This window comes from Maribacter sp. (assembly GCA_020629415.1).
In the GTDB taxonomy this organism is placed as follows: Bacteria; Bacteroidota; Bacteroidia; order Flavobacteriales; family Flavobacteriaceae; genus Maribacter; species Maribacter huludaoensis.
In genome coordinates, this window is sequence record JAHDDL010000016.1 from 51,119 (window position 1) to 75,492 (window position 24,374).

Below are 24,374 nucleotides of genomic sequence, written 5' to 3' on the forward strand. Positions count from 1 at the left end.
AAATTAAAACTGTTGACCAATAATGAAGTGAGTTTGCCATCCGCTAGGTCCTTGTCCTATAGACTGTGGTCTAAGATCCTCATCGAACCCATAACCAAAATCAATACCCAACAAACCAAATGCCGGCATAAAGATTCGCAGCCCCACACCGGCCGATCGTTTTAATTCAAACGGATTAAAGTTCTGAAAATTGTTGAAAGAATTACCACCTTCTAAAAATGCAAGACCGTAGATAGATGCAGAAGGCTTTAATGTTAATGGATATCTTAGCTCTAAAGAGAATTTATTATAAATTAATGCACCATCTACAGAACCATCATCGGAGTAAGGAGTAATAGCTTGGTTTTCATAACCTCTTAGCTGAACAACGTCCCTACCATCTAATGTGAAGTTACCTAAACCATCACCACCTACATAGAACCTTTCAAAAGGAACATCACCAACAGCACTATTATAGTTCCCTAAAAAGCCAAATTCGGCGTTACTACGTAATACTAGTTTATCAACAAGAGTAGTATACCAATCACCTTTGAACTTTACTTTATAATACTCTAACCATCTAAAACGTTCTTGATCAATTTCTTCAAGCTGTGACTGTTCCACACTAGTTCTATTGGCCGTTGCAATATCCTCAATTTCATTTGCCTGGTTTTGCAATGACCTATAATCCTTATCACTGAACAATGACCATGGCGGAGTAAACTTAGCACTAATTTCAAAGTTAGATCCACCTCTTGGGAATATACGACCACCTTGTGTAGCATTCCTAGAAATACCAAAAGTATACGCCAATGAATTTGCCCTACCGTCACCAAAGTTAAAAAGACCTATATTATAATTTCTGAAATCATACAATTGGTAACTGAGGGAGTGAGAAATGGTAAAGAAATCATCTGGCCATTGTACACGTTTTGCCAGACCCGCAGTTATACCTGTAATAGAAAACTGTTGATCTTTTCTTACATCAATATCACCGCTATTATCAAAAGAAGCTGCAAACTGTTGCGTTCTGGACATACTTAAATTAAAACGTACCGGCTTTTTACCTCCTAACCATGGCTCTGCAAAATTTAAGCTATAAACCCGGTAAGTTTGACTGGCCTGCAAACGTAATGCAAAGGTTTGACCGTCTCCCATTGGCACGGGCTTATATTTTTCACCCTTAAACAAGTTCTGAATAGAGAAGTTACTAAATGACAACCCTAATGTACCAATGAAGCCACCGCCACCATAACCACCTTGCAACTCTATTTGACTAGAACCAGACTCAACTAAATTCCATGCCAAATCCACAGTTCCTTCATTTGGGTTTGCGTTCAATACATCTGGAGTTATTTGTTCCGCATCAAAAAAGCCAAGTTGACCTAATTCACGAATGGTTCTGATAATATCGGCCTTGTTATACTTTTGACCAGGTCTAGTACGTAGCTCACGATAGATTACGTGATCATTCGTTTTATCGTTACCGGAAACGGTAACATGATCCAAGAAAGTCTCTTTACCTTCTATAATCCTAATTTCAAAATCAATAGTGTCATTTGCAGCTGATATCTCAACAGGGTTAATGGTAGAAAACAAGTATCCATTATTTTGATATAAACTGGTAACATCACTTGGATCAGGCTTAGAATTGTCCGCTATTCTTTCACGTAACAAAACACCGTTGTAGGTATCACCCTTTTTAATACCTAAGACTTGATTTAATTGACGATCGGTATACACCGTATTACCAACAAAATCAATATTACCAAAGTAATACTTATCTCCCTCTTCAACTTTTATCTTTAAATCAATATTATTTTCATCGACCTTTATAATAGAGTCTGATAATACACGTGCATCACGGTATCCATTTTCAGCAAACTTATCTATTAACAGACCTAGGTCCTCCTCGTAATCCTCTTCAATATATTTTGACTTTTTCCAGAAACGACCTAATTTCTTCTTTTTAGTGTTCTTTAAGGCTTTACGTAACTTTTTGTCTGACAACTGTTCGTTACCTTCAAATATGATATCTCTAATTTTTACTTTATCACCTTTATTAACATTTACAACCATGTTACGGGTGTTAGTATCAAGCGTATCTTTAGAAGTGGCAATAGTAACATCGGCATTTAGATAGCCTTGTTTTTTATACTTATTGGCAATATAATTTTTAGAATTTGAGATTAAACTTTCGGTAATTTTCTTTCCTTTTTTAAGATCTGTATCCTTAATTAAACCTTCAACTTTCCCTTTTTTAACTCCGTAAAACTTAACATTGGATAAGGTTGGACGCTCAATTATGTTCAATTCCAGAAAGACCGTGTTCTCTTCTATGTTGGTTATAAAGATATCTATCTCGCTAAAAAGCTCTAGACCCCATAATTTTTTAATGACTTCACTAATCTGCTCCCCGGGTAATGTTATAGGCTGACCAACCCTTAGACCGGTATACGTTTTTACGGTTTGCTCATTATAACTTTGCAGTCCCGTAACATCTAAACCTCCTAAAATATAACTTTTACCATCCTCATAGGAAGGATCCTGTGCGGCGGCAATAAAAGTGATCAAAAATAAAAGGGTAGTTAAAAAGTGGTTCAATGATATGAACCTGGCCATATCTTTAAGTGAGTTGTTCGCTTGTTTTTCCAAATCTTCGTTCTCTGTTCTGGTAATTTTTTATGGCCTCAACTAAATGATGCTCTCTAAAATCAGGCCAATATACATCAATAAAATATAACTCTGCATACGCTATTTGCCATAATAAAAAATTGCTGATCCGATGTTCTCCACTAGTACGGATTAGCAAGTCTACGTCTGGCAAATCATGCGTGTAAAGATGGTTATTTATAATTTCTTGGTCAATGTTTTCAACTGAAATTATATTATTTTTAACTTTGGTACTTATCTCTTTCACCATAGATTGCAACTCTTCACGAGCTCCATAGCTCAACGCCAAAGTCAACGTCATGCCTGTATTTTGTTTGGTTTGATCCATAACCTCTACCAACTCTTTATAAGCTTTTGCGGGTAGTGCATCTATGTTGCCTATAGTATTTAGGCGCACATTATTTTTGTTAAAAGTTTTAAGTTCTTTCTTTAATGAAGACACCAATAAGCGCATAAGCGTCTGCACTTCTATCTTTGGCCTGTTCCAATTTTCTGTAGAAAAAGTATACAAGGTTAGATATTCAACTTTTAGCTGAACACATTGTTCCACAACAATTCTAACGGTTTTTACCCCATGTTCGTGACCAAAAACTCTTAGTTTACCACGTTCTTTTGCCCATCTACCATTACCATCCATAATAATAGCAAGATGCTTAGGAACATTCAGTTTATCTATATCGCTTATATCACTCATCGTATAATTTACTCAAAACAATCCATACAAGGTTTCCTTCCAAAAGTGTAGGTTAAAGTTAAACCAGAAAACACATACCAGTCATCACTAAATATATTACCAAATTGGAATTCTTCAAAGTTAGAACCTTCAGGGTTACTACCATCCAAGTTATCCGTAAAAGTGTACCTAGCACCAATTTCGCCCCCAAAAATAAGAAACTGATTGATACGATACTTAAAACCTACGGTCATTGGCACAGCAAAACTTCCTTCTTTTTGGTTTATATCCTGTAATACACCACCATTAAAATACTGATAATCATACCTAAAATAGGTAAGTCCAGTATATAAATAAGGTGTAAAAGCAGGTCCAAGTTTATGTAAATTATATTCTACGAAATTAAATTCCAAACCTACAGAACCCTCAAAGATCGAGTTATCCATTACATAACCTCTTTGCTGTCTTGCCGTGGAACTAGATTTAGTATCATCTGCGGTAAACTTACCATAGGTTAAACTACCACGCCATGCATATCTTTTACTGATATTCCATTTAAACAAGCCGCCAAAAGCAATATTAGAAGGCAGCAAATAATCTGTTCTACCAACATCACTAATTGTATTGGCACCACCTGCAAAAATACCCACCTCATAAGTCTGCGCATGCAAACCTGACAATGAAAAAAGTAATATTAATAACGTTATATAACGCATAAAATAAATTTTACGATTATTGCAGATTTAATAATTAATACTGAAAATGCAATAAGTTTAAGTTCTCAAAAGATAAACAGCGATTAAGGACAATTATTGTTTAAATGTTTGGTCAATTTCGCCTATCCTCGCCCCATAGAAGCTTATTCCTTAAGGTCTTTAAAAAACTTTCTGAAGTATATTCTATCATTTTTATTGTGTAAGGAGCTTTACTAATAGTAATCTCCTCCCCATTTTCCAATGAAGCTATTCTTGAATCTAAAGAAACCAAGTGGTTCTCTTCCCTACCGGACACTTTTAAACGTATTACGGTATCATCTGAAATGACCAAAGGCCGCGCATTTAAATTATGTGGAGCAATTGGTGTCAACACCAAAGATTTAGCTGTAGGCACTATTACAGGACCACCACAACTTAAAGAATACCCAGTAGATCCCGTTGGGGTAGAAATAATTAAACCGTCTGCCCAATAAGATGTCAAATACTCATTATTTAAATAGGTCTCGACCGTTATCATAGAAGTAGTTTCTTTTCTACTTACGGTAATTTCGTTCAATGCAAAATTTAAGTCACCAAACTCGGCATCCAATTTTTCAGTATTCAACTGAACCAAACTACGTTCTACTACCGTATATGCGCCTTGCTTGAATTCTTGAACAACTTTTCTAACATCTTCTTTTTTAAAGGTAGAAAGGAAACCTAGCCTCCCTGTATTGACACCTACAATAGGAATACCAAGGTCTTTTACAAAAGTAGTAGCTCTTAATATAGTACCGTCACCTCCAAAACTAACGAACATGTCAAAAGAAGCATTTAAACCTTCTGTAATTGTAAATACTGGAAAGTCTTGCGCATTACCCTTGGATTTATACAAATCATAGAATTCCTTTTCTATATGAACATCTGCAGAAACCGTTTGTAACTCATCTAAAAGCTCTACGAGATATTCAATGGCATTATCTTGATAAGTTTGACCGTAAACTGCTACTTTCATATTATACATTAAGGTATTTATCCAAGTAATCCGATCTATTTTTTAAGTCCTCTAAAAACTCATCATCACTGTTGCCAAAAATAATATGATAATTGTAACGCCTAAAGGTCTGCACCACTTTATTGTAATTATTGGCGGTAATTTTCAAGGTTACCTGAATAACGTCATTTTGCGTATCTGTTATGAAACCACCATAAAGCTTAGCGTTGTTACTTTCTACTATCTGAGCAATTTCACTGAACGAATAATCCTTAAAACCTTTTGCAACCACCAAAATACTACCGGGATCGGTAAAGAAAGGCGTATCAATAAACTCGGCAACAACATGTGTTAAGCAATAGTAACCGGCTACCTCTTGCTTTTCATTAAGAACAGGAAGCAAATTGGCCTCGTTTCTAGCAAAAACCTCTAACACATCTAACCAATTGGTATCTCTACGGGCAAAAAAGTTTTGCAACTCATACCTGAACTCGTCAATTTTAGCATTAGCTAATAATCCATCGGCATCTATTTCAGAAAAAAGGCCCAAGAACCTCCCGTCTTCCAGAATAGCAATATGTGAATACGTTGTATCATGAAAAAACTCCAAGAGTTTCTCAACGGTATCGTTAATATCGAATACCGGTAAATTCGTAATGATATGTTCTTGAATATTCATAGACCTTTATATAACGCAAAATAACAATTAATAATATCAAAAGGCGTGCCTTATTTGTATTTTTGATACTCTTAAAAGGTAAATAAGACATAATGACAAAACTTAGCGTTAACGTAAACAAAATTGCAACTCTTAGAAATGCCCGTGGCGGCAATGTTCCAGATTTACTTAAGGTCTCTAAAGATTTAGAAAGTTTTGGAGCCCAAGGCATCACCATTCATCCCAGACCGGACGAACGCCATATTAGATACCAAGACGCCAGAGATTTAAAAAAAACCGTAACTACAGAATTCAATATTGAAGGCAATCCGGTTCCTAAATTCATTGAATTGGTTTTAGAGGTAAAACCAGAACAGGTTACACTAGTACCTGATGCTGTAGACGCCATTACTTCTAATGCTGGCTGGGACACGGTTAAAAACAAAGCATTTTTGACCGACGTTATCAAAACCTTCAAAGATGCAGGTATTCGCACTTCGATCTTTGTTGATCCAGACCCAAAAATGATAGAGGGCGCAAAAGCGGTTAGCACAGATAGAATAGAATTATACACAGAAAGTTACGCAACAGATTACGATAACAATAAAGAAGAAGCTATAAAACCATTCATTGAAGCCGCCATACGTGCCAACGAACTAGACCTGGGCATTAACGCAGGCCATGACCTTAGCCTGAACAATATTCAATATTTTGCCAAAAATATTCCTAACTTACTAGAAGTATCTATTGGCCACGCTCTTATAAGCGAAGCACTGTATTTAGGCTTGGACAACGTAGTAAACATGTACTTACATAGGTTAAAATGAAACAGATATTACATTCGGTAATTTTAGGAGAAGGAAAACCACTGTGCATACTACACGGGTTTTTAGGCATGCTGGACAATTGGAAAACACTTGGCACATTGTATGCAGAAAATGGGTTTTGCGTACATTTGATCGACCAAAGAAATCATGGTAAAAGTTTTCATTCGCCAGATTTTGATTACGACATACTTGCAAATGATTTTCTAAATTATTTAGACGAACACAACATAGAAAATACCGCCTTAATTGGTCATTCTATGGGTGGCAAGACTGCAATGCAATTTGCACGCACTTACCCAGAGCGAGTAAATAAATTAATCATTGCGGATATAGCACCAAAGTATTACCCACCACATCATCAAGAAATAATTAACGGTTTAAACGCTATAGATACCACCAATTTAAAATCAAGAAAAGATGCCGATGAACAGTTAAAAAAACATCTTTCCAACCCGGGCATCAGACAATTTCTATTGAAAAATCTTCAAAGAAACGAAGACAAAAAGTTATGCTTTAAATTTAATTTAGAAGTACTGAGCAATAAAATGGAGGAAATTGGCGACAACATCAATAGCACGGATAGCTTTAATGGGCAGACCTTATTTTTAAGAGGAGATAAATCTGAATATGTTACCAATAACGATTTTGAAATTATACATCGTCATTTCCCTAAAGCAACCGTTGAAACTATTGACAATGCAGGGCACTGGTTACATGCAGAAAATCCCAAACAATTCTTTGAAAAAACAGTTACCTTTTTAAACCAAGAATAAATTATAACCATATAATACGATAAGCCATGAAATTAATTTTAAGAATTCTATTAAGCGCAGTAGCCGTGATCATTTTAGCCAACGTTTTGCCAAATGTTTCTGTAGACGGCTTTATTACCGCGGTAATCGTTGCAGTTGTTTTAAGTATTTTAAACTTGCTGGTAAAACCTATTTTGGTGATTTTAACGCTACCCGTAACCGTAATTACCTTCGGTCTTTTTCTATTGATCATTAACGCTATAATCATATTATTGGCAGACAAACTTATTGATGGGTTTGCGGTCGGCAACATTTGGTGGGCATTGATTTTTAGCCTCTTGCTCTCATTTTTGCAATCAATCTTTTTTACACTGTTAAAAGATGACAAGTCATAGTTGCTTGTGATTTGAAATTCAATACTTTAAAAAATTGGTGGACTTTGCAAAATATAGTATTTTTGCATCCCATTTTACACATGCAAATAGATATTAAGGAATGAATATTACGAAAGAGCAGATAGACGATTTAAATGCAGTAGTTAAAGTTGCTATCACGAAAGAAGATTACCAAGATAAGGTAGACACCATTTTAAAGGATTATAAAAAGCAAGCTAATATTCCTGGTTTTAGAAAAGGCCAAGTTCCTATGGGCCTTATCAAAAAGCAATATGGCAAGGCCGTATTGGTAGACGAAGTAAATAAATTGTTACAAGACAATCTTAACAAATACCTGACCGAAGAAAAGTTGGACGTTTTAGGTAACCCGTTACCAAAACAACAAGATAATTTTGACTGGGACCAAGATGAATTGGCTTTTGAGTTTGAATTAGGTTTAGCTCCTGATTTTGAAGTTTCTTTAAAAACTAAAAAAGCAATTACTCAATACAAAATTGTTGCAGACAAAAAAATGATCGATGAGCAAGTAGAACGTATTCAAAAACAATACGGTAAACTTGTAAGCAAAGATGTTGTTAGCAAGAACGATGAAGTAAGCGGAACTTTTACCAATGAAGCCGAAGAGATCGACAGCACAACAATGATCGAGACCAGCAAGTTGAAAAGCAAAAAAGCTTTAGACGCTTTAAAAGGCAAAAAAGTTGGTGATGTTGTTACTTTAAAGACCAAAGGTCTTTTCAATGAAGACCACATGCTATCTAGCGCTTTGGGTATTGATAAGCAAAAAGCAGAATCTCTTGATACCGAAGTTACGTTTACCATTACTGAAATTAACGAAAGAGAAGCAGCTGAGCTAAACCAAGAATTATTTGATAAGCTATTTGGCCCTGACAGCGTAAAATCTGAAAAGGAATTAAAAGAGCGTATCAAAGAAGATTCAGAAAAACAATTTGAGCAGCAGTCCGATCAAAAGTTATTAAATGACGTTACCGAGTATTTTATTGAAAATACAAAATTTGAATTACCAACCGGTTTCTTGACAAAGTGGATTCAAATGACCGGTGAAGAGCCATTGTCAGAAGAGCAAGCCGTTGAAGAATATGCCAAATCTGAAAAAGGATTACGTTACCAACTTATTGAAGGTAAAATAATTCGTGACAATGACCTTCAAGTTCAATTTGATGAGTTGAAAGAATTTTCCAAAGGATTTATTCGTTCTCAAATGGCACAATTTGGCCAACTTGACCCTAAAGAGGAAGAGTTAGATTCTATAGCCGCTAGGGTTCTTGGCAACCAAGATGAAGTAAAAAGACTATCGGAACAATTGATGAGTCAGAAACTATTGAATCTTTATAAGGAAAAAGCGAACCTTAAGACAAAGGAAGTTACCTATGAAAATTTCGTGAAAGAAGTTTACGGATAAATTCCAAACAATAAATTAAGTATCTTTACGGTGCCGGAAATGAAATTTTCGGCACCTTTTTTTACTCTAAAATATAGACATACAATTTATGGATTACGGAAAAGAATTCAAGAATTTCGCTATAAACGACCAAGGTATTAGCAGCACTTATTACGATTCTATTATGAGCAGCATGTACCCAACGAACATGACGCCCAATATTATTGAAGAGCGCTCTATGAACATAGTTGCAATGGACGTTTATTCGCGTTTAATGATGGATCGCATCATTTTTATGGGTACTGGCATTAACGACCAAGTAGCCAACATTATACAAGCACAATTATTGTTTTTAGCAAGTGTTGATGCTAAAAAGGACATACAAATTTACATCAATTCACCAGGCGGCAGTGTATATGCAGGTTTAGGCATTTATGACACCATGCAATTTATTACTCCTGATGTTGCTACTATCTGTACAGGTATGGCCGCTTCTATGGGCGCTGTACTATTATGCGCAGGTGAAAAAGGTAAACGTAGTGGCTTGCAACACTCTCGTGTTATGATTCACCAACCACTTGGTGGCGCACAAGGTCAAGCTAGTGATATTGAAATTACAGCTAGAGAGATTTTAAAACTGAAAGACGAACTTTACCAAATTATTGCTGAACACTCAGGTACTGATATTGAAAAAGTACGTGATGATAGTGACCGTGATTACTGGATGAAAGCTGATGAAGCTTTAAAATACGGTATGATTGATGAAATATTGGTAAGGGAGAAAAAATAATTTCGGACTGATTGAATCAAATAATTTAATGACATTTAAACCAAAAACGATTTTTGATCGTTAAGGAATAGAATAGAGAAGATAGATAATGGCAAAGGAAAATTTAGAATGTTCATTTTGCGGTAGAAAAAAGCCTGAAACAAACTTGTTGATCGCCGGTCTAGACGCACACATCTGCGACCGTTGTATAGAACAAGCCCATGGCATTGTTGCAGAAGAGTCAAAACAGACAAAGACCAACGATCTTTCTTCTGAACTTGTTCTGAAAAAACCGCAGGAAATAAAGGAATTTTTAGACACTTTTATCATAGGACAAGAGCGCACCAAAAAGGTAATGTCCGTTGCAGTTTACAATCACTACAAAAGATTACTACAACCATCTTCACAAGAAGATGATGTAGAAATTCAAAAAAGTAACATAATAATGGTCGGTCAAACCGGTACAGGTAAGACTTTAATGGCCAAAACAATTGCAAAATTACTTAATGTACCATTGGCAATTGTTGACGCAACCGTACTTACCGAGGCTGGTTACGTAGGCGAAGATGTAGAAAGTATATTGACCCGCCTTTTGCAAGCTGCGGACTACAATTTGGAAAAAGCGGAAAGAGGTATCGTTTTTATTGATGAAATCGATAAAATTGCCCGCAAGAGCGACAATCCTTCAATTACAAGAGATGTTTCTGGAGAGGGAGTACAACAAGGGCTTTTAAAGTTATTGGAAGGTACTTCGGTAAACGTTCCGCCTAAAGGAGGAAGAAAGCATCCCGATCAAAAATTCATTGAAGTAAATACAGAAAATATTCTATTTATAGCCGGTGGAGCTTTTGACGGTATTGAACGTGCAATAACAAAGCGTTTAAATATGCAAGCGGTAGGCTATAGCGCTTCTAAATCTGACAGCTTCTTAGATGATAGCAACTTATTGCAATACATCATACCTAAAGATTTAAAAGATTTTGGACTTATACCAGAAATTATTGGAAGGCTTCCTGTTCTTACACATATGAATCCTTTAGATAAGAAAACGTTAAGAGCTATTTTGACCGAACCAAAAAATGCTATTATCAAGCAATATGAAAAGCTGTTTGCTATGGACGATATTAAATTTACCATAACAGACCAAGCTTTAGACTATATAGTAGATAAAGCCATTGAATATAAACTTGGAGCTAGAGGTTTAAGATCTCTTTGTGAAGCTATTTTTACAGATGCAATGTTTGAAATGCCAAGTTCAGGCGATAGTAATTTTAAAGTAACAAAGCCCTATGCCGAAGAAATGTTATCTCACGATACCATTAAAAAACTAAAAGCGGTTTCTTAAAATTTCAATTATTCTTAGATATAAAAAAAAGCGAAGATTTAAATCTTCGCTTTTTTTATGCTTTATAATCATATATTTTTTCAAACCACTTTCTTCACCTGTGGCGTAATTTTAGTAACTTCTTGGAGCAAGTCCATACAAACCTTTTGAATAATTTTCTCATCGGTATATAGTGTATGACCGTAATTTGGTAAAACCTCCATTTCAATACCTAGTTTATCAGCCCATTCTTCACTTGGTCTAAATGCATCGTTAGCACCGTAAACCAATTGAAAAGGAATATTTGGCCTATCGTTCTTTTTACGTATTCTAGTAGGAGAAACGCCATATAAAGATTTAACCGGCAAACCTTTCTTAGCAGCTTCCCAAACAATACTAGCACCCGTACTAAAAGCTAGATAGTAACAAGGCTCCGTTTCTTTTTTAAGTAAATGAGATACCGCAGTGTCAATGCCTCCTTCTAAAAAAGCATTATGCACGTTCTCTTCGGTCTGTATAAGTATATCTAAATTGGCAAGTTGTTGACTATCATAAAAAGTAATATCAAAATATTGTTGAAGATACCCTAAGTACGATGTAATCCATAGTCCTTTCTTAGCACCCCACATATCGGAAACAATCACTAATCTCTCTGCCATAATAATAGTATTTATAGTTTTGGTTAAGTTTTACTTAAGCAAGTTGGAATAATAACTCCATTAACACCCATTTAATTGTTTACACGCTTAAAATTATCGTTGTAGTCCAATTTACAGGAAAAACTATCCCAGAAATTAACTACAACAAACGCGTAATCTATTAACTACATTTTAGAAGACAAATGTAAATTAAGTATAGAAAAAATATAAAACTTTGTTGTGATTAGGTCAAAATCTAGTGTGAATGGAGCACATTATTTATTCATTCGCAAAAGTTCTTCTAAATAGTCTCTTTTATTAGAAAGTCTTGGAATCTTATGTTGCCCGCCCAGCTTGTCATTTTTCTTTAACCAGTCATAAAATAAGTTTTTGCGCGCTTTATGAACTTTTGGTGCAGTAAGGGTAATATTATTTAATCTTTTTGCTTCATAGTCAGAATTAAGCGATTTTAAAGCATTGTCAAATATCTCTATAAAATCATCAAAATCTTTAGGCAAAGTTCTAAACTCCATCACCCATTCATGGGCTCCTTTTTCCTTTCCTACCATAAAAACAGGACCTGCCGTATAATCCATTATCTCAGCCTCGGTTTTTGCACAGGCTATTTTTAATGCTTCTTCGGCATTCTCAATGATTAATTCTTCACCAAATACATTAATATGGTGCTTGGTACGACCGGTAACCTTTATTCTATACGGATTTTTAGAAGTAAAACGTACCGTATCCCCAATTTTATAGCGCCATAATCCTGAATTGGTGGTAATTACTATGGCATAATTTTTATTCAATTCAATTTCCCACAAGGGTATTGCCTCTTCGTCAAAAGAACCATAAACATCCATTGGAATAAATTCATAGAAAATTCCGTAGTCCAGCATCAATAATAAATCATCTGCTCCGTTTCTATCCTGAATAGCGAAGAAGCCTTCAGAAGCATTATAGATTTCGTAATATCTGAAATTTCTCTTTGGCAATATCTTTTTATACTGCTCTTTGTAAGGATTAAAATTTACCCCACCGTGAAAATATACCTCCAAGTTTTCCCAAACTTGAAATAGATTTTCTTTACCGGTTTCTTCCAATACCTTGTTCATTAAAACCAGCATCCAACTAGGCACGCCCGCCAAACTGGTTACATTCTCTTGAACGCTTTCGTGAATGATAGCCATTAGCTTACTCTCCCACTCGCTCATTAAGGACACCTTATTACTTGGCGTACTACTATACTCTGCCCACAAGGGCATGTTGTCTATTAAAATAGCGGACAAGTCACCAAATAAAGAACCATTATCTTCATAAAGCTCTTTACTACCCCCTAGGCGCAAACTCTTACCCGTAAATAATTGGGAATTTTCATTATTGTTCAAATAAAGACATAACAAATCTTTACTTGATTTATAATGACAGTCTTCTAACGCCTCTGCACTAACAGGTATAAATTTGCTTTTGGCATCTGTAGTACCGCTACTTTTGGCGAACAACTTTACTTTGGTAGGCCAAAATAAATTCTGCTCACCTTTTCTAGTACGTTCTATAATAGGCTGCACCTCTTCATACGACACAATAGGCAGTCGCTCCCTGAAGATTCTATAAGATTCAATAGATTCAAAATCGTAAGCTCTACCAACCTCTGTATCTTCTGCAAATTCAAGCAACTGCAATAAAACCTCTTCTTGAACCTCATTAGGATATTTCAAAAAAAGTTCTATCTGATGAAATCGTTTTTTCAGTAACCATGAGGCTATTGAATTAAATAAGGTTATTGGCATTTATAGGTATCTTTGTATTGTTAAAAGTAGCGTATCTCACTATCATTTTCAAATAGAAATTCAATAAGCCAAATTTACATGCAATACGAAGGTGTACTAAAAAAAATGCAGACAGAAATTGGAAGTCCTATTCAATATTATATGTTGTTCGAATCCGACTTTTTAAACGTAAACCAAGTTTTGGACAGAACACTTAAAATAGAATTCATAAAACACCAATGCCTGAACTGCGGTAATGACCGACCTATTTACAGACAAGGATTTTGCCGAACTTGCTTTTTTGAAATACCATCTGCAGGAGATTGGATTATGAGACCAGAACTTAGCAAAGCGCATTTAGACCAAGAGGACAGAGACTTGGCTTATGAGAAAAAAGTACAGTTACAACCTCATATTGTTTACTTGGCCAACTCAAGCAATGTAAAAGTAGGGGTCACCAGAAAAGGGCAAATACCTACACGCTGGATTGACCAAGGTGCTCATGAAGCGATAGAAATTGTAGAGGTACCGAATAGGTATTTAGCCGGTATTACAGAAGTTGCGCTAAAAGACCATGTTGGTGACAAAACGAATTGGCGCACTATGCTTACCAATAATGTAGTGGACGAAAATCTTCAAGAATGGCGAGATAAATTAAGGCAGTATATACCAGAAGAGGCAATACCCTATTTCTTAGAATCTAACTCAGAAACAGAAATGCAGTTTCCTGTATTGCAATACCCCACTAAAGTAAAAAGCCTTAACTTGACCAAAACGCCTAATTTTGAAGGCAAGTTAAAAGGAATAAAAGGCCAATATCTCATCTTTGAAGATAACACCGTATTCAATGTAAGAGGTAGCGAAGGTTATTATGTAGGGTTAACAATTAGTTAGTACTGTCTTTTTTCTTTTTACCGAATAAGCCACCTAAGATATCTTTCGCTTTTTCTTTTACAGCTTCTTCCGCTTTAACAGGTGTAGAATCTTTCTTTACCGTGTTGCCATTTGCGGTATCTTTCTTAGTTGACAATATACCCCCTAGAATATCTTTTGCCGCTGTTTTAGTACTAGTGGATTTTTGACCGGTAGAATCTGTAGAAGTTTTATCTCCACTGATTAAACCACCTATAAGGTCTTTGGCCTTATCCGTACCCTTAGTTATCAACTTTTGTTTTTCAACTTCTATCAACTTCGTAGTTAATTGCTTTACACCGGTGGTCATATCCGTAGACACTTTGGGACTATTATAAAGTCCGCCAATATTTGCAACAACAGGTATAGTAAGATCATTGAGAGAAGGGTCATCAATTTTTGCAATCAAATTGGTAATATCCGAACCTAAATATTTTGCAGGCACCTGTAAGGTAGCCTTATAATCTAATTTTTGGTCAAATGAATGGCTTCCATCTACATTAATTGCAATGTCCTTATAGTTTAGGGTAAAAGGTTTCACCACCACAATTCCATCTTTAAATGACAATGAAGTCTTCAAGTCTTTTAAATTCAATTGTTTTAAATCTATAAAGTTTAAGTTAGAAACCAAAGAATTTAATACAGGCGCCTCTTCGGTATTTACTTCTTCAGTCATTAGATCTGCAAACAACTCACCTGTTAATGATAATAAATTTGGCATTAGATCATCGGTCAAATTACCGGACAAAGAAATATCCGAAGTTAATTTACCATTCAATATTTTAGCTATTGGCGCAATACTTTGGAACAAATCTACCGAAGCAAAAGTTTCTTGAATACCTAGTTGGTTCAAATCTAACTTCATATTAAAAGTGGGAGTCTCATTTTTAGTAGACACATCACCATTAAAAGCAACTTTACCACCAAACATACCGGCCGTCATATTATTGAGCGTAGCAGTTTCATCTTTAATTTTTAAAACTCCCTTGACATCACTTAAAACAATATCATCATAAATTACCTTTTTGGCATCTGCATTGATTGTAGCGTCTAAGAAAGAAGGTATTTTGATTTTTTCTTCTACAACGGTTCCTTCATTAGATGTACTACCCTTTCCCGCAGACGAAGGGGTCTCAGCTTCGGCAACCATAAAATCGCTTATAGCAAAAGAGTTAGATTTTAGATTAAAGTTACCTTCAACTTTTTCATCGTTGAACATAAACCCTAACAGATTATTAATTGTACCGGTTGCATCAAAATCCGTTGTACCCGTAGTACCGTTTAAATTATTTAAAGTAACCGTTTTAGGGTTAAAAGTTAAACGTGCCGCTTTAAATTTTACAGGATTTGCAAGCTCATCAGAATTGTACTCAAAATCAGTCAAGCTTAAATCGCCAATAGTATTCGTTTTTTCATACTGCTCTTTCTCTACGGACTGCATGTCAAAAGCAGTGGAAATATCTGCCTTCAACATACCTCTTAAATCATACTCTGCCGGCACTGGGTAAGCTTTTGAAATATTGGCCAAATTCATATCGCCATCAACATGCGCTTTTACCTTAGTATTGCCCATTAATTCCGTTATGTGCGAGGTAAGGTTGAACTTATCTTCATCGATCTTAAAAGAAGCCTTGTTTACATCAACATAAGTATCTTCGGCAATTCCCGTTTTATTATTTAATTGAATATCAAAAAACACGTTACGTACAGCTTTTGGTAGATCAGGATACTTAAATGATGCATTATTTGACATTAGGTCAATATGAAATTTGGGAATATGTGTCTCATCAACAATACCGTTAAAATTACCATTAACGGCAAAATCACCCGTAGTAGTAACATTCTCTATATTTTTAGAATACACCTCTGGTATCAACCCTAAAAAGTTTTTAAAATCCGAAGATGGCGTTTTAAACGTTAAATCAATTTCTTGACTGTTCTCGTTCAATTTAATAAAACCGTCAAAGACCAATGGTAATTGATTGATCAACGCCTCATTCTTTAAGAAAGAATATTTATTTTCATTTAAATCAATACCTATAAGCGCATTTAACTTTATGGTGTTCTTGTTTAAATAGTTAACACTATCCATCTCCAAAGAAATCAAAGCATCTGTATGCGTATCTAACTCAGAGGTAGCCAAAGATAAATCGCCGGTACCTTTATGTTGAAAATCATCTAATTTAAATACTATACCCGTTGAATTATCTGTATAATAAATTCTTGTATTCGTAATTTCGTACGACTGCAAATCTAAGTTGAAACCATCTGTAGTACTAGTCTCCTCTTCTACCGTAGCAGAAGTGTCAGACGCCAAAGCTATGTCATAGTTTGCATTCTCTTCTTTATCTACCACTACATTAATAAATGCACCATCTAAATTGATATCATTAATTGCTATGGCATCACCCTCGCTTTTAAACAATTGCATAATACCCATTGTTAAATCCAAATTCTTGGCCTTAAACAAGGTATCGCCTTCAAAAGGAGCCTTATTCAATAAAACAACATCTTTAAAATCTACTTCTGCATTCGGAAAACTACTGACCAAACTTAAATTAGCCTCTGAAAAATCTAAAGTGGCATTTACATTCTGGTTGACATTATTTTTTATAATCTCTCCTATTTTTGCTTCCAGAAAGAAAGGAGCTGCGATTAAAACAACAATAATCAATACTAATAATACCCCTACAATTTTTAATATTTTCTTACCCATAGTATATTTTTATACTGTTTTTCTTTAAAATTCTTATTCTAAAACATCTAAATCCAATTCTTCATTTGGCTTCAGATTAAAACGCTTTCTCATAATATATACGAAGAAATAGAGAAAAGGGGTGTCTAGAAATGCTATAAAAATCTTAAAAATAAATCCGCTGACAACAAGACCGAAAAAAAGATCCCACGGTAGTACTTTGAAGACACATAACAACCCCACAACGGTAAACGTATCAAGAAATTGTGATAGAAATGTTGAAAAATTGTTACGTATCCATAAATACTTCCCTTTGGTCAACCTTTTCCAAAAATGATATATGGCCACATCAACGTATTGCGCTAACAAATAAGCGATCATCGAAGCCAAAACTGCAATTGGTGATAGGGCAAAAACCTGTGTAAAAGTTTCATCATTTATAGGTGAAGAAGGAATTGCAGGTGCTACTTCTGCCAACAAAATAATACCCATAGAAAAGAAAGAAGCAAATATACCGGCGGTAACAATCTGGTTCGCCATTTTTCTACCGTATATCTCCGATATTAGATCAGTAATGAGAAAGGTTATCGGGTAGGGCAATATACCTACGGAAACTTCAAAAAGCGAAACCCCATAAATAGTGAAATCCCCGAAGGGATTCCAATAAAAAAATTTTTGAAATATAAGGTTGGAAACCACTAGAGAAGTGATGAACAAAGCCCCCAAATACAGATATATACGCTGTGCTAGTTTTCTATCTTTTAAGGTCATATATTACTTAATATCTAATGCAAACGGCATTCTTGCCTGTATACCTTTTTGCTCTTTAAAGGATTGTAGCTCTTTAAGCACTTTATAAGCATCATCCCCTATTTCATCTTTTAACAAGTTCTGCTTTACCTGCATACTTGCTCCTTCCAAATCTTCCATAAAGCGTTCAAATCCGCTTTTGTATTTTGGAAATTTCTTGATACCATAAGAACTAAGCTCGGCCATCTCCGCTGCAGCATCAATAGCATCATCTAAATTACCAAGTTCATCTACTAAACCAACCTGCAAGGCTTCAGTACCGCTCCAAACCCTACCTTGGGCAACACTATCAACTTGTGCCATACTCATATTTCTACCTTCTGATACTCTTTGTAAAAATGTACGGTATGTCTCTTCAATACTTTCTTGAACCTGATTTTTAAAGCTTTCCTGCATAGGCTCAAAAAGCGAATACTCCACAGCATTTTTATTTGTACCCACCTGCTCTGCATTAATACCAACCTTATCCGCCAGTTCCGTCATATTCGGCACAGTTCCAAATACACCGATGGACCCCGTTATTGTAGTAGGCTCGGCAAAGATCTTATTGGCGCCGGCCGCAATGTAATACCCACCGGATGCCGCAACATTACCCATAGAAACAATTACGGGTTTCACTTTTTTGGCAAGCTCTACCTCTCTCCAAATAATATCTGAGGTCAAGGCACTACCACCGGGTGAATTTACACGTAAAACAATAGCCTTAACATTGTCATCTTCACGAGCTTTTATCAGTGCTTCGTTAATAATACCTTGCCCAATTATATTTGGTCCGCCCTCACCGTACAATATTTCACCTTGTGCAAATACAATAGCAATTTTATCATCTCCTGATTTCAATTTCTTTTTATTCGAATACTTTACATAGTCATCTAATTTGCTATAATTGATATCCTCATCCTTTTTAAGCATTAGCGCATTTGCCAGTTTACCTTCGTACTCATCATAAAAAACTACATCATCAATTAAACCTGATCGCTTAGCATATTCAGGAGTTCTTCCTCCTAAGGTATCTGCAATGACATTTAGATCAGATTCAGAAATAGAACGTGTTTTTGAAATATCTACAATCATAGAATTCCAAAGAGATTGCAATAAAGAAGTCAATTGGCTTCTATTGGCTTCACTCATGTTATTCTCTAAATATGGTTCAACGGCACTTTTATATTTTCCATGACGAATAACCTCCATCTTAATTCCAGATTTCTCTTGAAGTTCTTTATAATAAAGTACTTCTGTGGACAAACCCTTAAAGTCCAAAACCCCTACGGGATTAATAAAAACTGAATCTGCCACACTTGCCAAATAATAATCTCGCTGCATAAAAAAATCCGCATAGGCATAAATGAATTTATTTTCAGCTTTAAAATCTTCTAATGACCTTCTAATAGCCTGAGTTTGCGCCAACCCGGCCATGATAAAATTATTGTTGATACTGATACCCTTTATGCGATCGTCATTTTTAGCAACCTCAATTGCTTGTATTATTTCATCTAACCCTTGAGACTCATTAAAAATACCAGCAAATGGATCCAATTCATTGTTACCTGTATAATCTGAAATCTGTCTCTGCAATTGCAATTCCAGAATAGAGTTGTCCTTAACGGTAACAGTGTCTTCACCGCTACTGACCAAGCTTACAAATATTAAAAACATTACAAACATGATCCCAAATGCAAACAGGCACCCCAAAATAGAAGCAAGAAAATTTCTTAAAAAATTCATTTAAATCTTTATTTTAATACTTAACAAAGATAACTAATGTGAATATGTTTTAGTTATTTTGCCCTAATATTATGGGAGTATACAAAACAGCATTTTTATCTATTGGCAGTAATTTAGGGAATCGTCGACTGTTATTGCAAAAAGCCATTTTCCAAATCGGCAAAATTGCCGGTGAAATAAGGCAGGTTTCCGCTGTCTATGAAACTCCGTCCTGGGGTTTTGAGGGCGAAGATTTTTTGAATGCCTGTTTAGAACTACAGACATTACTGACTGCCGAAGAATTATTAGCAAAATTATTAAGTATAGAAACTGAATTTGGTAGGGAAAGAAACGAAAGTGGCAGTTACCAAAGCAGAACTTTGGACATTGATATTATCTATTACGAGAAAGAAATTATCAACACAAAGAACTTAACGGTTCCACACCCAAAATTGCAGGACAGAAAATTTATCCTGAAACCACTTGCCGACATTACTCCGCAATTCTACCATCCTATTTTCAATAAAGACACCAGGAATTTATTACAGGAATGCAAGGACAAAAGCACTATAACAAAGCAAATAAAAAGACTTTTTAAGAACAGACACACATTTTTTGCCAGTATACAGTACCTTGCCATAGAGGGTAACATTGGCGCAGGAAAAACTACATTGGCCACAAAAATTTCAGAAGACTTCAATGCTAAATTAATATTAGAGCGGTTTGCCGAAAACCCGTTCTTGCCAAATTTTTACCAAGACCAAGCCAGATATGCATTCCCGTTAGAAATGTCTTTTCTAGCAGATCGTTACCAACAATTTACGGAAGATACCAGTCAATTAGATTTATTCAAAAGTTTTATGGTGAGCGACTATGATATTTTTAAGTCGCTGATTTTTGCCAAGGTAACGCTACAACAAAATGAATTTGATCTTTACAGAAGGGTGTTTAATTTTATGTACAAAGAGGTTAAAAAGCCTAAAGTTTACGTTTATCTGTACCAAACCACGGAAAGATTATTACAACAAATAAAACTACGCGGCAGGGATTACGAACAGAATATTGAACTAGCATATCTAGAAAAGATCAACCGTGGATATTTTGACTTTTTAAAGACATACCCTAAAGAAAACCAGCTCATTATAGATGTTAGCGAACTAGATTTTGTAAAAAACCAAGATGATTATCAGGCTATTTTAACAAAGATAGAAGACTTTGCCCTAGCCAACTTATAACCATTATAAATTGGTTAAATTCTTGCGTAAATGAAAAGAAAATCTTTTATTGTGAGGGCATACGTGCAACTAACTAACTCAAACTATACTAAAAAACCTGGTCCAAGACCAGGTTTTTTTATGCATTTAATTTACTCCAGCAATCCCAAACAACAACACCTACACTTACAGAAATATTCAAAGAATGCTTAGTACCGAACTGGGGAATTTCCAAAACCTCATCACTGGCGGAAACTACATTCTGGGCAACGCCCTTTACCTCATTCCCAAAAATGAGCACCTGCTTTTTATTTTTCGCAGGTGCATAGTCATTTAATTGCGTTGCCTTTTCTGCCTGTTCTACAGAAACAATATGGCATCCATCTTTTCTTAACTTATCAACCAATGTAACGGTATCTTCAACATGCTCCCAGTCTACACTATCCGTAGCACCTAAAGCAGTTTTGTGAATATCCTTATGCGGCGGTTTAGCGGTAATACCGCACAAGTATATTTTTTCGATCAAAAAGGCATCGGCAGTTCTAAAGACAGAACCTATATTATTTAAGCTCCTTATATTATCAAGAACGATTATTATAGGAGATTTTCCAGCTAGTTTGTACGCCTCAACATCAATCCTATCCAGCTCGTCATTTCTTAATTTCCTCATACGTTACAATTCAGTTTCATTGGTATAAATGGATATAAACTTATCCTGAAATATCAACAATAATTAAATTTCAAAAGATTAAACCATACTTTCGTGAAGGAGCAAAATTAATGAGATAAAAAATAAAGTGGCGGATAAAAGCAAGACAAAAAAGGTAACTCCTTTAATGAAACAATATAATACCATCAAGACCAAGTATCCTGATGCCCTATTATTGTTTCGTGTAGGCGATTTTTATGAAACTTTTGGTGAAGATGCAGTAAAAGCTTCACGTATTTTAGGAATTATATTAACCAATAGAAATAACGGTGGCGAAAGGACAGAGTTAGCGGGTTTTCCGCACCACTCTTTAAACACCTACTTACCTAAATTGGTGAAAGCAGGTCAGCGAGTTGCTATCTGTGACCAATTGGAAGACCCCAAGCAGACCAAAACGATCGTTAAACGCGGCGTTACCGAGTTGGTTACTCCTGGCGTTGCAATGAACGATGACATACTAAACTCTAAAACCAATAATTTTCTTTGTGCCGTTCATTTCGGAAGAAAGAAAATAGGAATTTCGTTCGTAGATATTTCTACCGGTGAGTTTTTGACATCTGAAGGTAGCGAAGAACAAATAGACAAACTATTACAGAATTTCTCACCCAACGAAGTATTACTATCCAAAGCGCATAAAAAAGAATTCTTAGAGGTATTTGGAAAAAATCATCATCTATTTTATCTAGAGGATTGGGTCTTTCAAGAAGATTATGCTTTAGAAAACCTTACCTCACACTTTAACACCAAGACCTTAAAAGGTTTTGGAGTGGACCACTTAGCTTGCGGCATCATAGCTTCTGGTGTGGTTTTGCATTACTTAGGAGAAACACAACATCGCCAATTACAGCATATATCAAAACTACAACGTATAGCCGAGGATGATTATATATGGATGGACCGATTTACTATTAAAAATCTGGAACTGTACCATTCTACCAATATCAATGCAGTAACACTTTTAGATGTCATAGACAAAACTATCTCACCAATGGGTGGGCGTATGATCAAAAGGTGGCTTGCCCTACCTCTTAAAAATCTGGAAAAGATAAAAAGGAGGCAGCAGATTGTTTCTTTTCTGTATGATGATGAAATAATATTGGAAAAGTTTCAGCACCATATTAAACAAATGGGCGATTTGGAACGATTAATTTCCAAGGTGGCAACTGGCAAAGTCAATCCTAAGGAAGTAGTACAATTAAAAAATTCTTTAGAAGCTCTAATACCTATAAAGCAATTGGCAACCGCTTCTAAAAACGAGTCGCTCGCTTTAACGGGAGACCAAATTCAATCCTGCGATTTGCTTAGGGCGAAGATAAAGGAAATGCTTAGCGAAGAAGCGCCTGTTAATATTTTGAAAGGTAGCACAATTGCGGAAGGCTTTTCAGAAGAACTTGATGAACTTAGAGGGTTGGCAACATCTGGCAAAAATTACTTGAACAACATGCTAGAAAGGGAGACTGCCGCAACAGGTATAACTTCCCTTAAAATAGCTTCCAATAATGTTTTTGGGTACTATATAGAAGTTAGAAATACACACAAGGACAAAGTGCCTGAAAGTTGGACACGCAAACAGACCTTGGTAAATGCCGAACGTTACATTACAGATGAGCTTAAAGAATATGAGGCAAAAATATTAGGAGCAGAAGATCGCATCACCACCTTGGAACAACAACTATTCTCCCAATTGGTAGTTTGGATGCAAGAATATATTTCCCCGGTACAGAATAATGCCTATTTAATTGCACAATTAGATTGCCTTTGTGGTTTTGCCCAACTAGCCAAAGAAAATGCCTACCACTGTCCGTCCTTGAACGATTCTACGGATTTGGAGATAACAGATGGTAGACATCCGGTTATAGAAAAGCAACTTCCATTAGGTGAGCAATACATTACCAATGATTTACAATTAGACCGCTCCAATCAGCAATTTATAATGATTACCGGACCTAATATGAGTGGTAAATCTGCACTGTTAAGACAAACCGCCTTAATAGTATTACTGGCACAAATGGGTAGTTTTGTACCTGCGGAAACGGCTAAAATTGGTGTAGTAGATAAAATATTTACAAGGGTTGGCGCCAGTGATAATATTTCAATGGGCGAATCTACTTTTATGGTAGAAATGAACGAAACGGCATCTATTCTAAACAATCTTTCTGAACGTAGCCTTGTGCTACTGGATGAAATAGGGAGAGGTACCAGTACCTATGACGGTATTTCTATTGCTTGGGCAATTTCAGAATACCTGCATGAGCACCCCGCAAGAGCAAAAACAATGTTTGCCACACATTATCATGAGCTCAATGAAATGACCAATACCTTTAATCGCATTAAAAATTATAATGTTGCCATTAAAGAGCTAAAAGACACTGTCTTATTTCTAAGAAAATTGGTTCCAGGTGGTAGTGAGCACAGTTTTGGTATTCATGTGGCCAAAATGGCGGGCATGCCCCAACAAGTAATTCAGAAAGCAAACAAGATTTTGAAAAAGTTGGAAAACAAACATGTTAGCGAAGATGTTGGCGATAAACTTAAAAGTGATGCCGATGAAATGCAACTCAGTTTTTTTAATTTAGATGACCCATTATTGGAAGAAATCAAGGAAGAAATTACGCATTTAGACATAGATACGCTTACACCGGTAGAAGCTTTAATGAAATTAAATGAGATTAAAAGGCTGTTAACCAAGGACAAAAAAGCAACTTCGTAATTATTTTAATTCTTTTGCACATTTTTACTTTGGTTTTTACAGAATTGTATTAAATTTGCACCCGCATCTTTT

General features: G+C 35.6%; 20 protein-coding genes. 9 read left to right on the forward strand and 11 right to left on the reverse strand.

Going from position 1 to position 24,374, the window contains the following annotated elements:
- Positions 1-3: 3 nt before the first annotated feature.
- The 5 genes from QZ657_RS08460 to QZ657_RS08480 all read right to left on the reverse strand — a co-directional run bounded on the left by QZ657_RS08460 (position 4) and on the right by QZ657_RS08480 (position 5,693).
- Positions 4-2,601, reverse strand: coding sequence for an outer membrane protein assembly factor (locus QZ657_RS08460; protein WP_291966275.1), 2,598 nt, complete (start codon positions 2,599-2,601; stop codon positions 4-6).
- A gap of 4 nt (positions 2,602-2,605) precedes the next feature.
- Positions 2,606-3,346, reverse strand: coding sequence for an isoprenyl transferase (locus QZ657_RS08465; RefSeq protein WP_291966246.1), 741 nt, complete (start codon positions 3,344-3,346; stop codon positions 2,606-2,608).
- Positions 3,347-3,354: 8 nt separating this feature from the next.
- Positions 3,355-4,041 (reverse strand): DUF6089 family protein, encoded by a 687-nt coding sequence (locus QZ657_RS08470; protein WP_291966247.1) that lies wholly within the window; start codon positions 4,039-4,041, stop codon positions 3,355-3,357.
- Between the two features lie 112 nt (positions 4,042-4,153).
- Positions 4,154-5,035, reverse strand: a complete 882-nt coding sequence (locus QZ657_RS08475; protein WP_291966249.1) for an NAD kinase — start codon at positions 5,033-5,035, stop codon at positions 4,154-4,156.
- Position 5,036: 1 nt separating this feature from the next.
- Entirely contained in the window at positions 5,037-5,693 is a 657-nt protein-coding gene (locus QZ657_RS08480) for a CBS domain-containing protein (RefSeq protein WP_291966251.1), read from the reverse strand.
- Positions 5,694-5,785: 92 nt separating this feature from the next.
- Between QZ657_RS08480 and QZ657_RS08485 the strand changes: the two genes are divergently transcribed.
- From QZ657_RS08485 to clpX, 6 genes are all read left to right on the forward strand, one after another.
- On the forward strand, positions 5,786-6,499 hold the full coding sequence (locus tag QZ657_RS08485; protein ID WP_291966253.1) for a pyridoxine 5'-phosphate synthase: 714 nt from the start codon (positions 5,786-5,788) through the stop codon (positions 6,497-6,499).
- A complete protein-coding gene (locus QZ657_RS08490) occupies positions 6,496-7,272 on the forward strand; it encodes an alpha/beta fold hydrolase (protein WP_291966255.1) in 777 nt (258 codons plus the stop codon). Before QZ657_RS08485 ends, QZ657_RS08490 begins: the two co-directional genes overlap by 4 nt.
- Before the next feature lie 26 nt (positions 7,273-7,298).
- A complete protein-coding gene (locus QZ657_RS08495) occupies positions 7,299-7,646 on the forward strand; it encodes a phage holin family protein (RefSeq protein WP_276471605.1) in 348 nt (115 codons plus the stop codon).
- Positions 7,647-7,746: 100 nt separating this feature from the next.
- Positions 7,747-9,069: a trigger factor gene (tig, locus tag QZ657_RS08500; protein WP_276471604.1), complete on the forward strand. Its 1,323-nt coding sequence runs from the start codon at positions 7,747-7,749 to the stop codon at positions 9,067-9,069.
- Positions 9,070-9,157: 88 nt separating this feature from the next.
- Positions 9,158-9,838 carry an ATP-dependent Clp endopeptidase proteolytic subunit ClpP gene (clpP, locus tag QZ657_RS08505; protein ID WP_036151998.1) on the forward strand — a complete coding sequence of 227 codons (681 nt, stop codon included), beginning with the start codon at positions 9,158-9,160 and terminating at the stop codon, positions 9,836-9,838.
- 88 nt (positions 9,839-9,926) lie between these two features.
- Positions 9,927-11,162, forward strand: a complete 1,236-nt coding sequence (gene clpX, locus QZ657_RS08510; protein ID WP_276471603.1) for an ATP-dependent Clp protease ATP-binding subunit ClpX — start codon at positions 9,927-9,929, stop codon at positions 11,160-11,162.
- A gap of 80 nt (positions 11,163-11,242) precedes the next feature.
- On the opposite strand, the gene QZ657_RS08515 is transcribed toward clpX, so the two are convergent.
- Together QZ657_RS08515 and QZ657_RS08520 are read right to left on the reverse strand one after the other, a co-directional pair.
- Positions 11,243-11,800 carry a hypothetical protein gene (locus tag QZ657_RS08515; RefSeq protein ID WP_276471602.1) on the reverse strand — a complete coding sequence of 186 codons (558 nt, stop codon included), beginning with the start codon at positions 11,798-11,800 and terminating at the stop codon, positions 11,243-11,245.
- Positions 11,801-12,054: 254 nt separating this feature from the next.
- Entirely contained in the window at positions 12,055-13,569 is a 1,515-nt protein-coding gene (locus tag QZ657_RS08520; protein WP_291966257.1) for a GH3 auxin-responsive promoter family protein, read from the reverse strand.
- A gap of 78 nt (positions 13,570-13,647) precedes the next feature.
- Here QZ657_RS08520 and QZ657_RS08525 point away from each other — a divergent pair, with 78 nt between their 5' ends.
- Positions 13,648-14,442, forward strand: a complete 795-nt coding sequence (locus QZ657_RS08525; protein WP_291959943.1) for a DUF2797 domain-containing protein — start codon at positions 13,648-13,650, stop codon at positions 14,440-14,442.
- Here the strand turns inward: QZ657_RS08525 and QZ657_RS08530 are convergent.
- The 3 genes from QZ657_RS08530 to sppA are packed head-to-tail and all read right to left on the reverse strand — an operon-like array spanning position 14,435 to position 19,690.
- Positions 14,435-17,176 (reverse strand): AsmA-like C-terminal region-containing protein, encoded by a 2,742-nt coding sequence (locus tag QZ657_RS08530; RefSeq protein WP_291966260.1) that lies wholly within the window; start codon positions 17,174-17,176, stop codon positions 14,435-14,437. The genes QZ657_RS08525 and QZ657_RS08530 overlap by 8 nt on opposite strands.
- Before the next feature lie 33 nt (positions 17,177-17,209).
- On the reverse strand, positions 17,210-17,926 hold the full coding sequence (locus QZ657_RS08535) for a queuosine precursor transporter (RefSeq protein ID WP_291966262.1): 717 nt from the start codon (positions 17,924-17,926) through the stop codon (positions 17,210-17,212).
- A 3-nt stretch (positions 17,927-17,929) separates the two neighbouring features.
- Positions 17,930-19,690: a signal peptide peptidase SppA gene (gene sppA / locus QZ657_RS08540; protein ID WP_291966263.1), complete on the reverse strand. Its 1,761-nt coding sequence runs from the start codon at positions 19,688-19,690 to the stop codon at positions 17,930-17,932.
- Positions 19,691-19,761: 71 nt separating this feature from the next.
- Between sppA and folK the strand changes: the two genes are divergently transcribed.
- Positions 19,762-20,904: a 2-amino-4-hydroxy-6-hydroxymethyldihydropteridine diphosphokinase gene (gene folK, locus QZ657_RS08545; protein WP_276471596.1), complete on the forward strand. Its 1,143-nt coding sequence runs from the start codon at positions 19,762-19,764 to the stop codon at positions 20,902-20,904.
- Positions 20,905-21,022: 118 nt separating this feature from the next.
- On the opposite strand, the gene QZ657_RS08550 is transcribed toward folK, so the two are convergent.
- Positions 21,023-21,553: an RNA methyltransferase gene (locus QZ657_RS08550; protein WP_276471595.1), complete on the reverse strand. Its 531-nt coding sequence runs from the start codon at positions 21,551-21,553 to the stop codon at positions 21,023-21,025.
- Positions 21,554-21,719: 166 nt separating this feature from the next.
- On the opposite strand from QZ657_RS08550, the gene mutS reads away from it, so the two are divergent.
- Positions 21,720-24,302 (forward strand): DNA mismatch repair protein MutS, encoded by a 2,583-nt coding sequence (mutS, locus tag QZ657_RS08555; protein WP_291966264.1) that lies wholly within the window; start codon positions 21,720-21,722, stop codon positions 24,300-24,302.
- The last annotated feature ends 72 nt before the right edge of the window (positions 24,303-24,374 follow it).

Excerpts from the sequence above, each read along its gene's own strand:
- QZ657_RS08460 (WP_291966275.1), bottom strand. The coding sequence starts at position 2,601 with ATGGCCAGGTTCATATCATTGAACCACTTTTTAACTACCCTTTTATTT.
- QZ657_RS08465 (WP_291966246.1), bottom strand. The coding sequence starts at position 3,346 with ATGAGTGATATAAGCGATATAGATAAACTGAATGTTCCTAAGCATCTT.
- QZ657_RS08470 (WP_291966247.1), bottom strand. The coding sequence starts at position 4,041 with ATGCGTTATATAACGTTATTAATATTACTTTTTTCATTGTCAGGTTTG.
- QZ657_RS08475 (WP_291966249.1), bottom strand. The coding sequence starts at position 5,035 with ATGAAAGTAGCAGTTTACGGTCAAACTTATCAAGATAATGCCATTGAA.
- QZ657_RS08480 (WP_291966251.1), bottom strand. The coding sequence starts at position 5,693 with ATGAATATTCAAGAACATATCATTACGAATTTACCGGTATTCGATATT.
- QZ657_RS08485 (WP_291966253.1), top strand. The coding sequence starts at position 5,786 with ATGACAAAACTTAGCGTTAACGTAAACAAAATTGCAACTCTTAGAAAT.
- QZ657_RS08490 (WP_291966255.1), top strand. The coding sequence starts at position 6,496 with ATGAAACAGATATTACATTCGGTAATTTTAGGAGAAGGAAAACCACTG.
- QZ657_RS08495 (WP_276471605.1), top strand. The coding sequence starts at position 7,299 with ATGAAATTAATTTTAAGAATTCTATTAAGCGCAGTAGCCGTGATCATT.
- tig (WP_276471604.1), top strand. The coding sequence starts at position 7,747 with ATGAATATTACGAAAGAGCAGATAGACGATTTAAATGCAGTAGTTAAA.
- clpP (WP_036151998.1), top strand. The coding sequence starts at position 9,158 with ATGGATTACGGAAAAGAATTCAAGAATTTCGCTATAAACGACCAAGGT.
- clpX (WP_276471603.1), top strand. The coding sequence starts at position 9,927 with ATGGCAAAGGAAAATTTAGAATGTTCATTTTGCGGTAGAAAAAAGCCT.
- QZ657_RS08515 (WP_276471602.1), bottom strand. The coding sequence starts at position 11,800 with ATGGCAGAGAGATTAGTGATTGTTTCCGATATGTGGGGTGCTAAGAAA.
- QZ657_RS08520 (WP_291966257.1), bottom strand. The coding sequence starts at position 13,569 with ATGCCAATAACCTTATTTAATTCAATAGCCTCATGGTTACTGAAAAAA.
- QZ657_RS08525 (WP_291959943.1), top strand. The coding sequence starts at position 13,648 with ATGCAATACGAAGGTGTACTAAAAAAAATGCAGACAGAAATTGGAAGT.
- QZ657_RS08530 (WP_291966260.1), bottom strand. The coding sequence starts at position 17,176 with ATGGGTAAGAAAATATTAAAAATTGTAGGGGTATTATTAGTATTGATT.
- QZ657_RS08535 (WP_291966262.1), bottom strand. The coding sequence starts at position 17,926 with ATGACCTTAAAAGATAGAAAACTAGCACAGCGTATATATCTGTATTTG.
- sppA (WP_291966263.1), bottom strand. The coding sequence starts at position 19,690 with ATGAATTTTTTAAGAAATTTTCTTGCTTCTATTTTGGGGTGCCTGTTT.
- folK (WP_276471596.1), top strand. The coding sequence starts at position 19,762 with ATGGGAGTATACAAAACAGCATTTTTATCTATTGGCAGTAATTTAGGG.
- QZ657_RS08550 (WP_276471595.1), bottom strand. The coding sequence starts at position 21,553 with ATGAGGAAATTAAGAAATGACGAGCTGGATAGGATTGATGTTGAGGCG.
- mutS (WP_291966264.1), top strand. The coding sequence starts at position 21,720 with ATGAAACAATATAATACCATCAAGACCAAGTATCCTGATGCCCTATTA.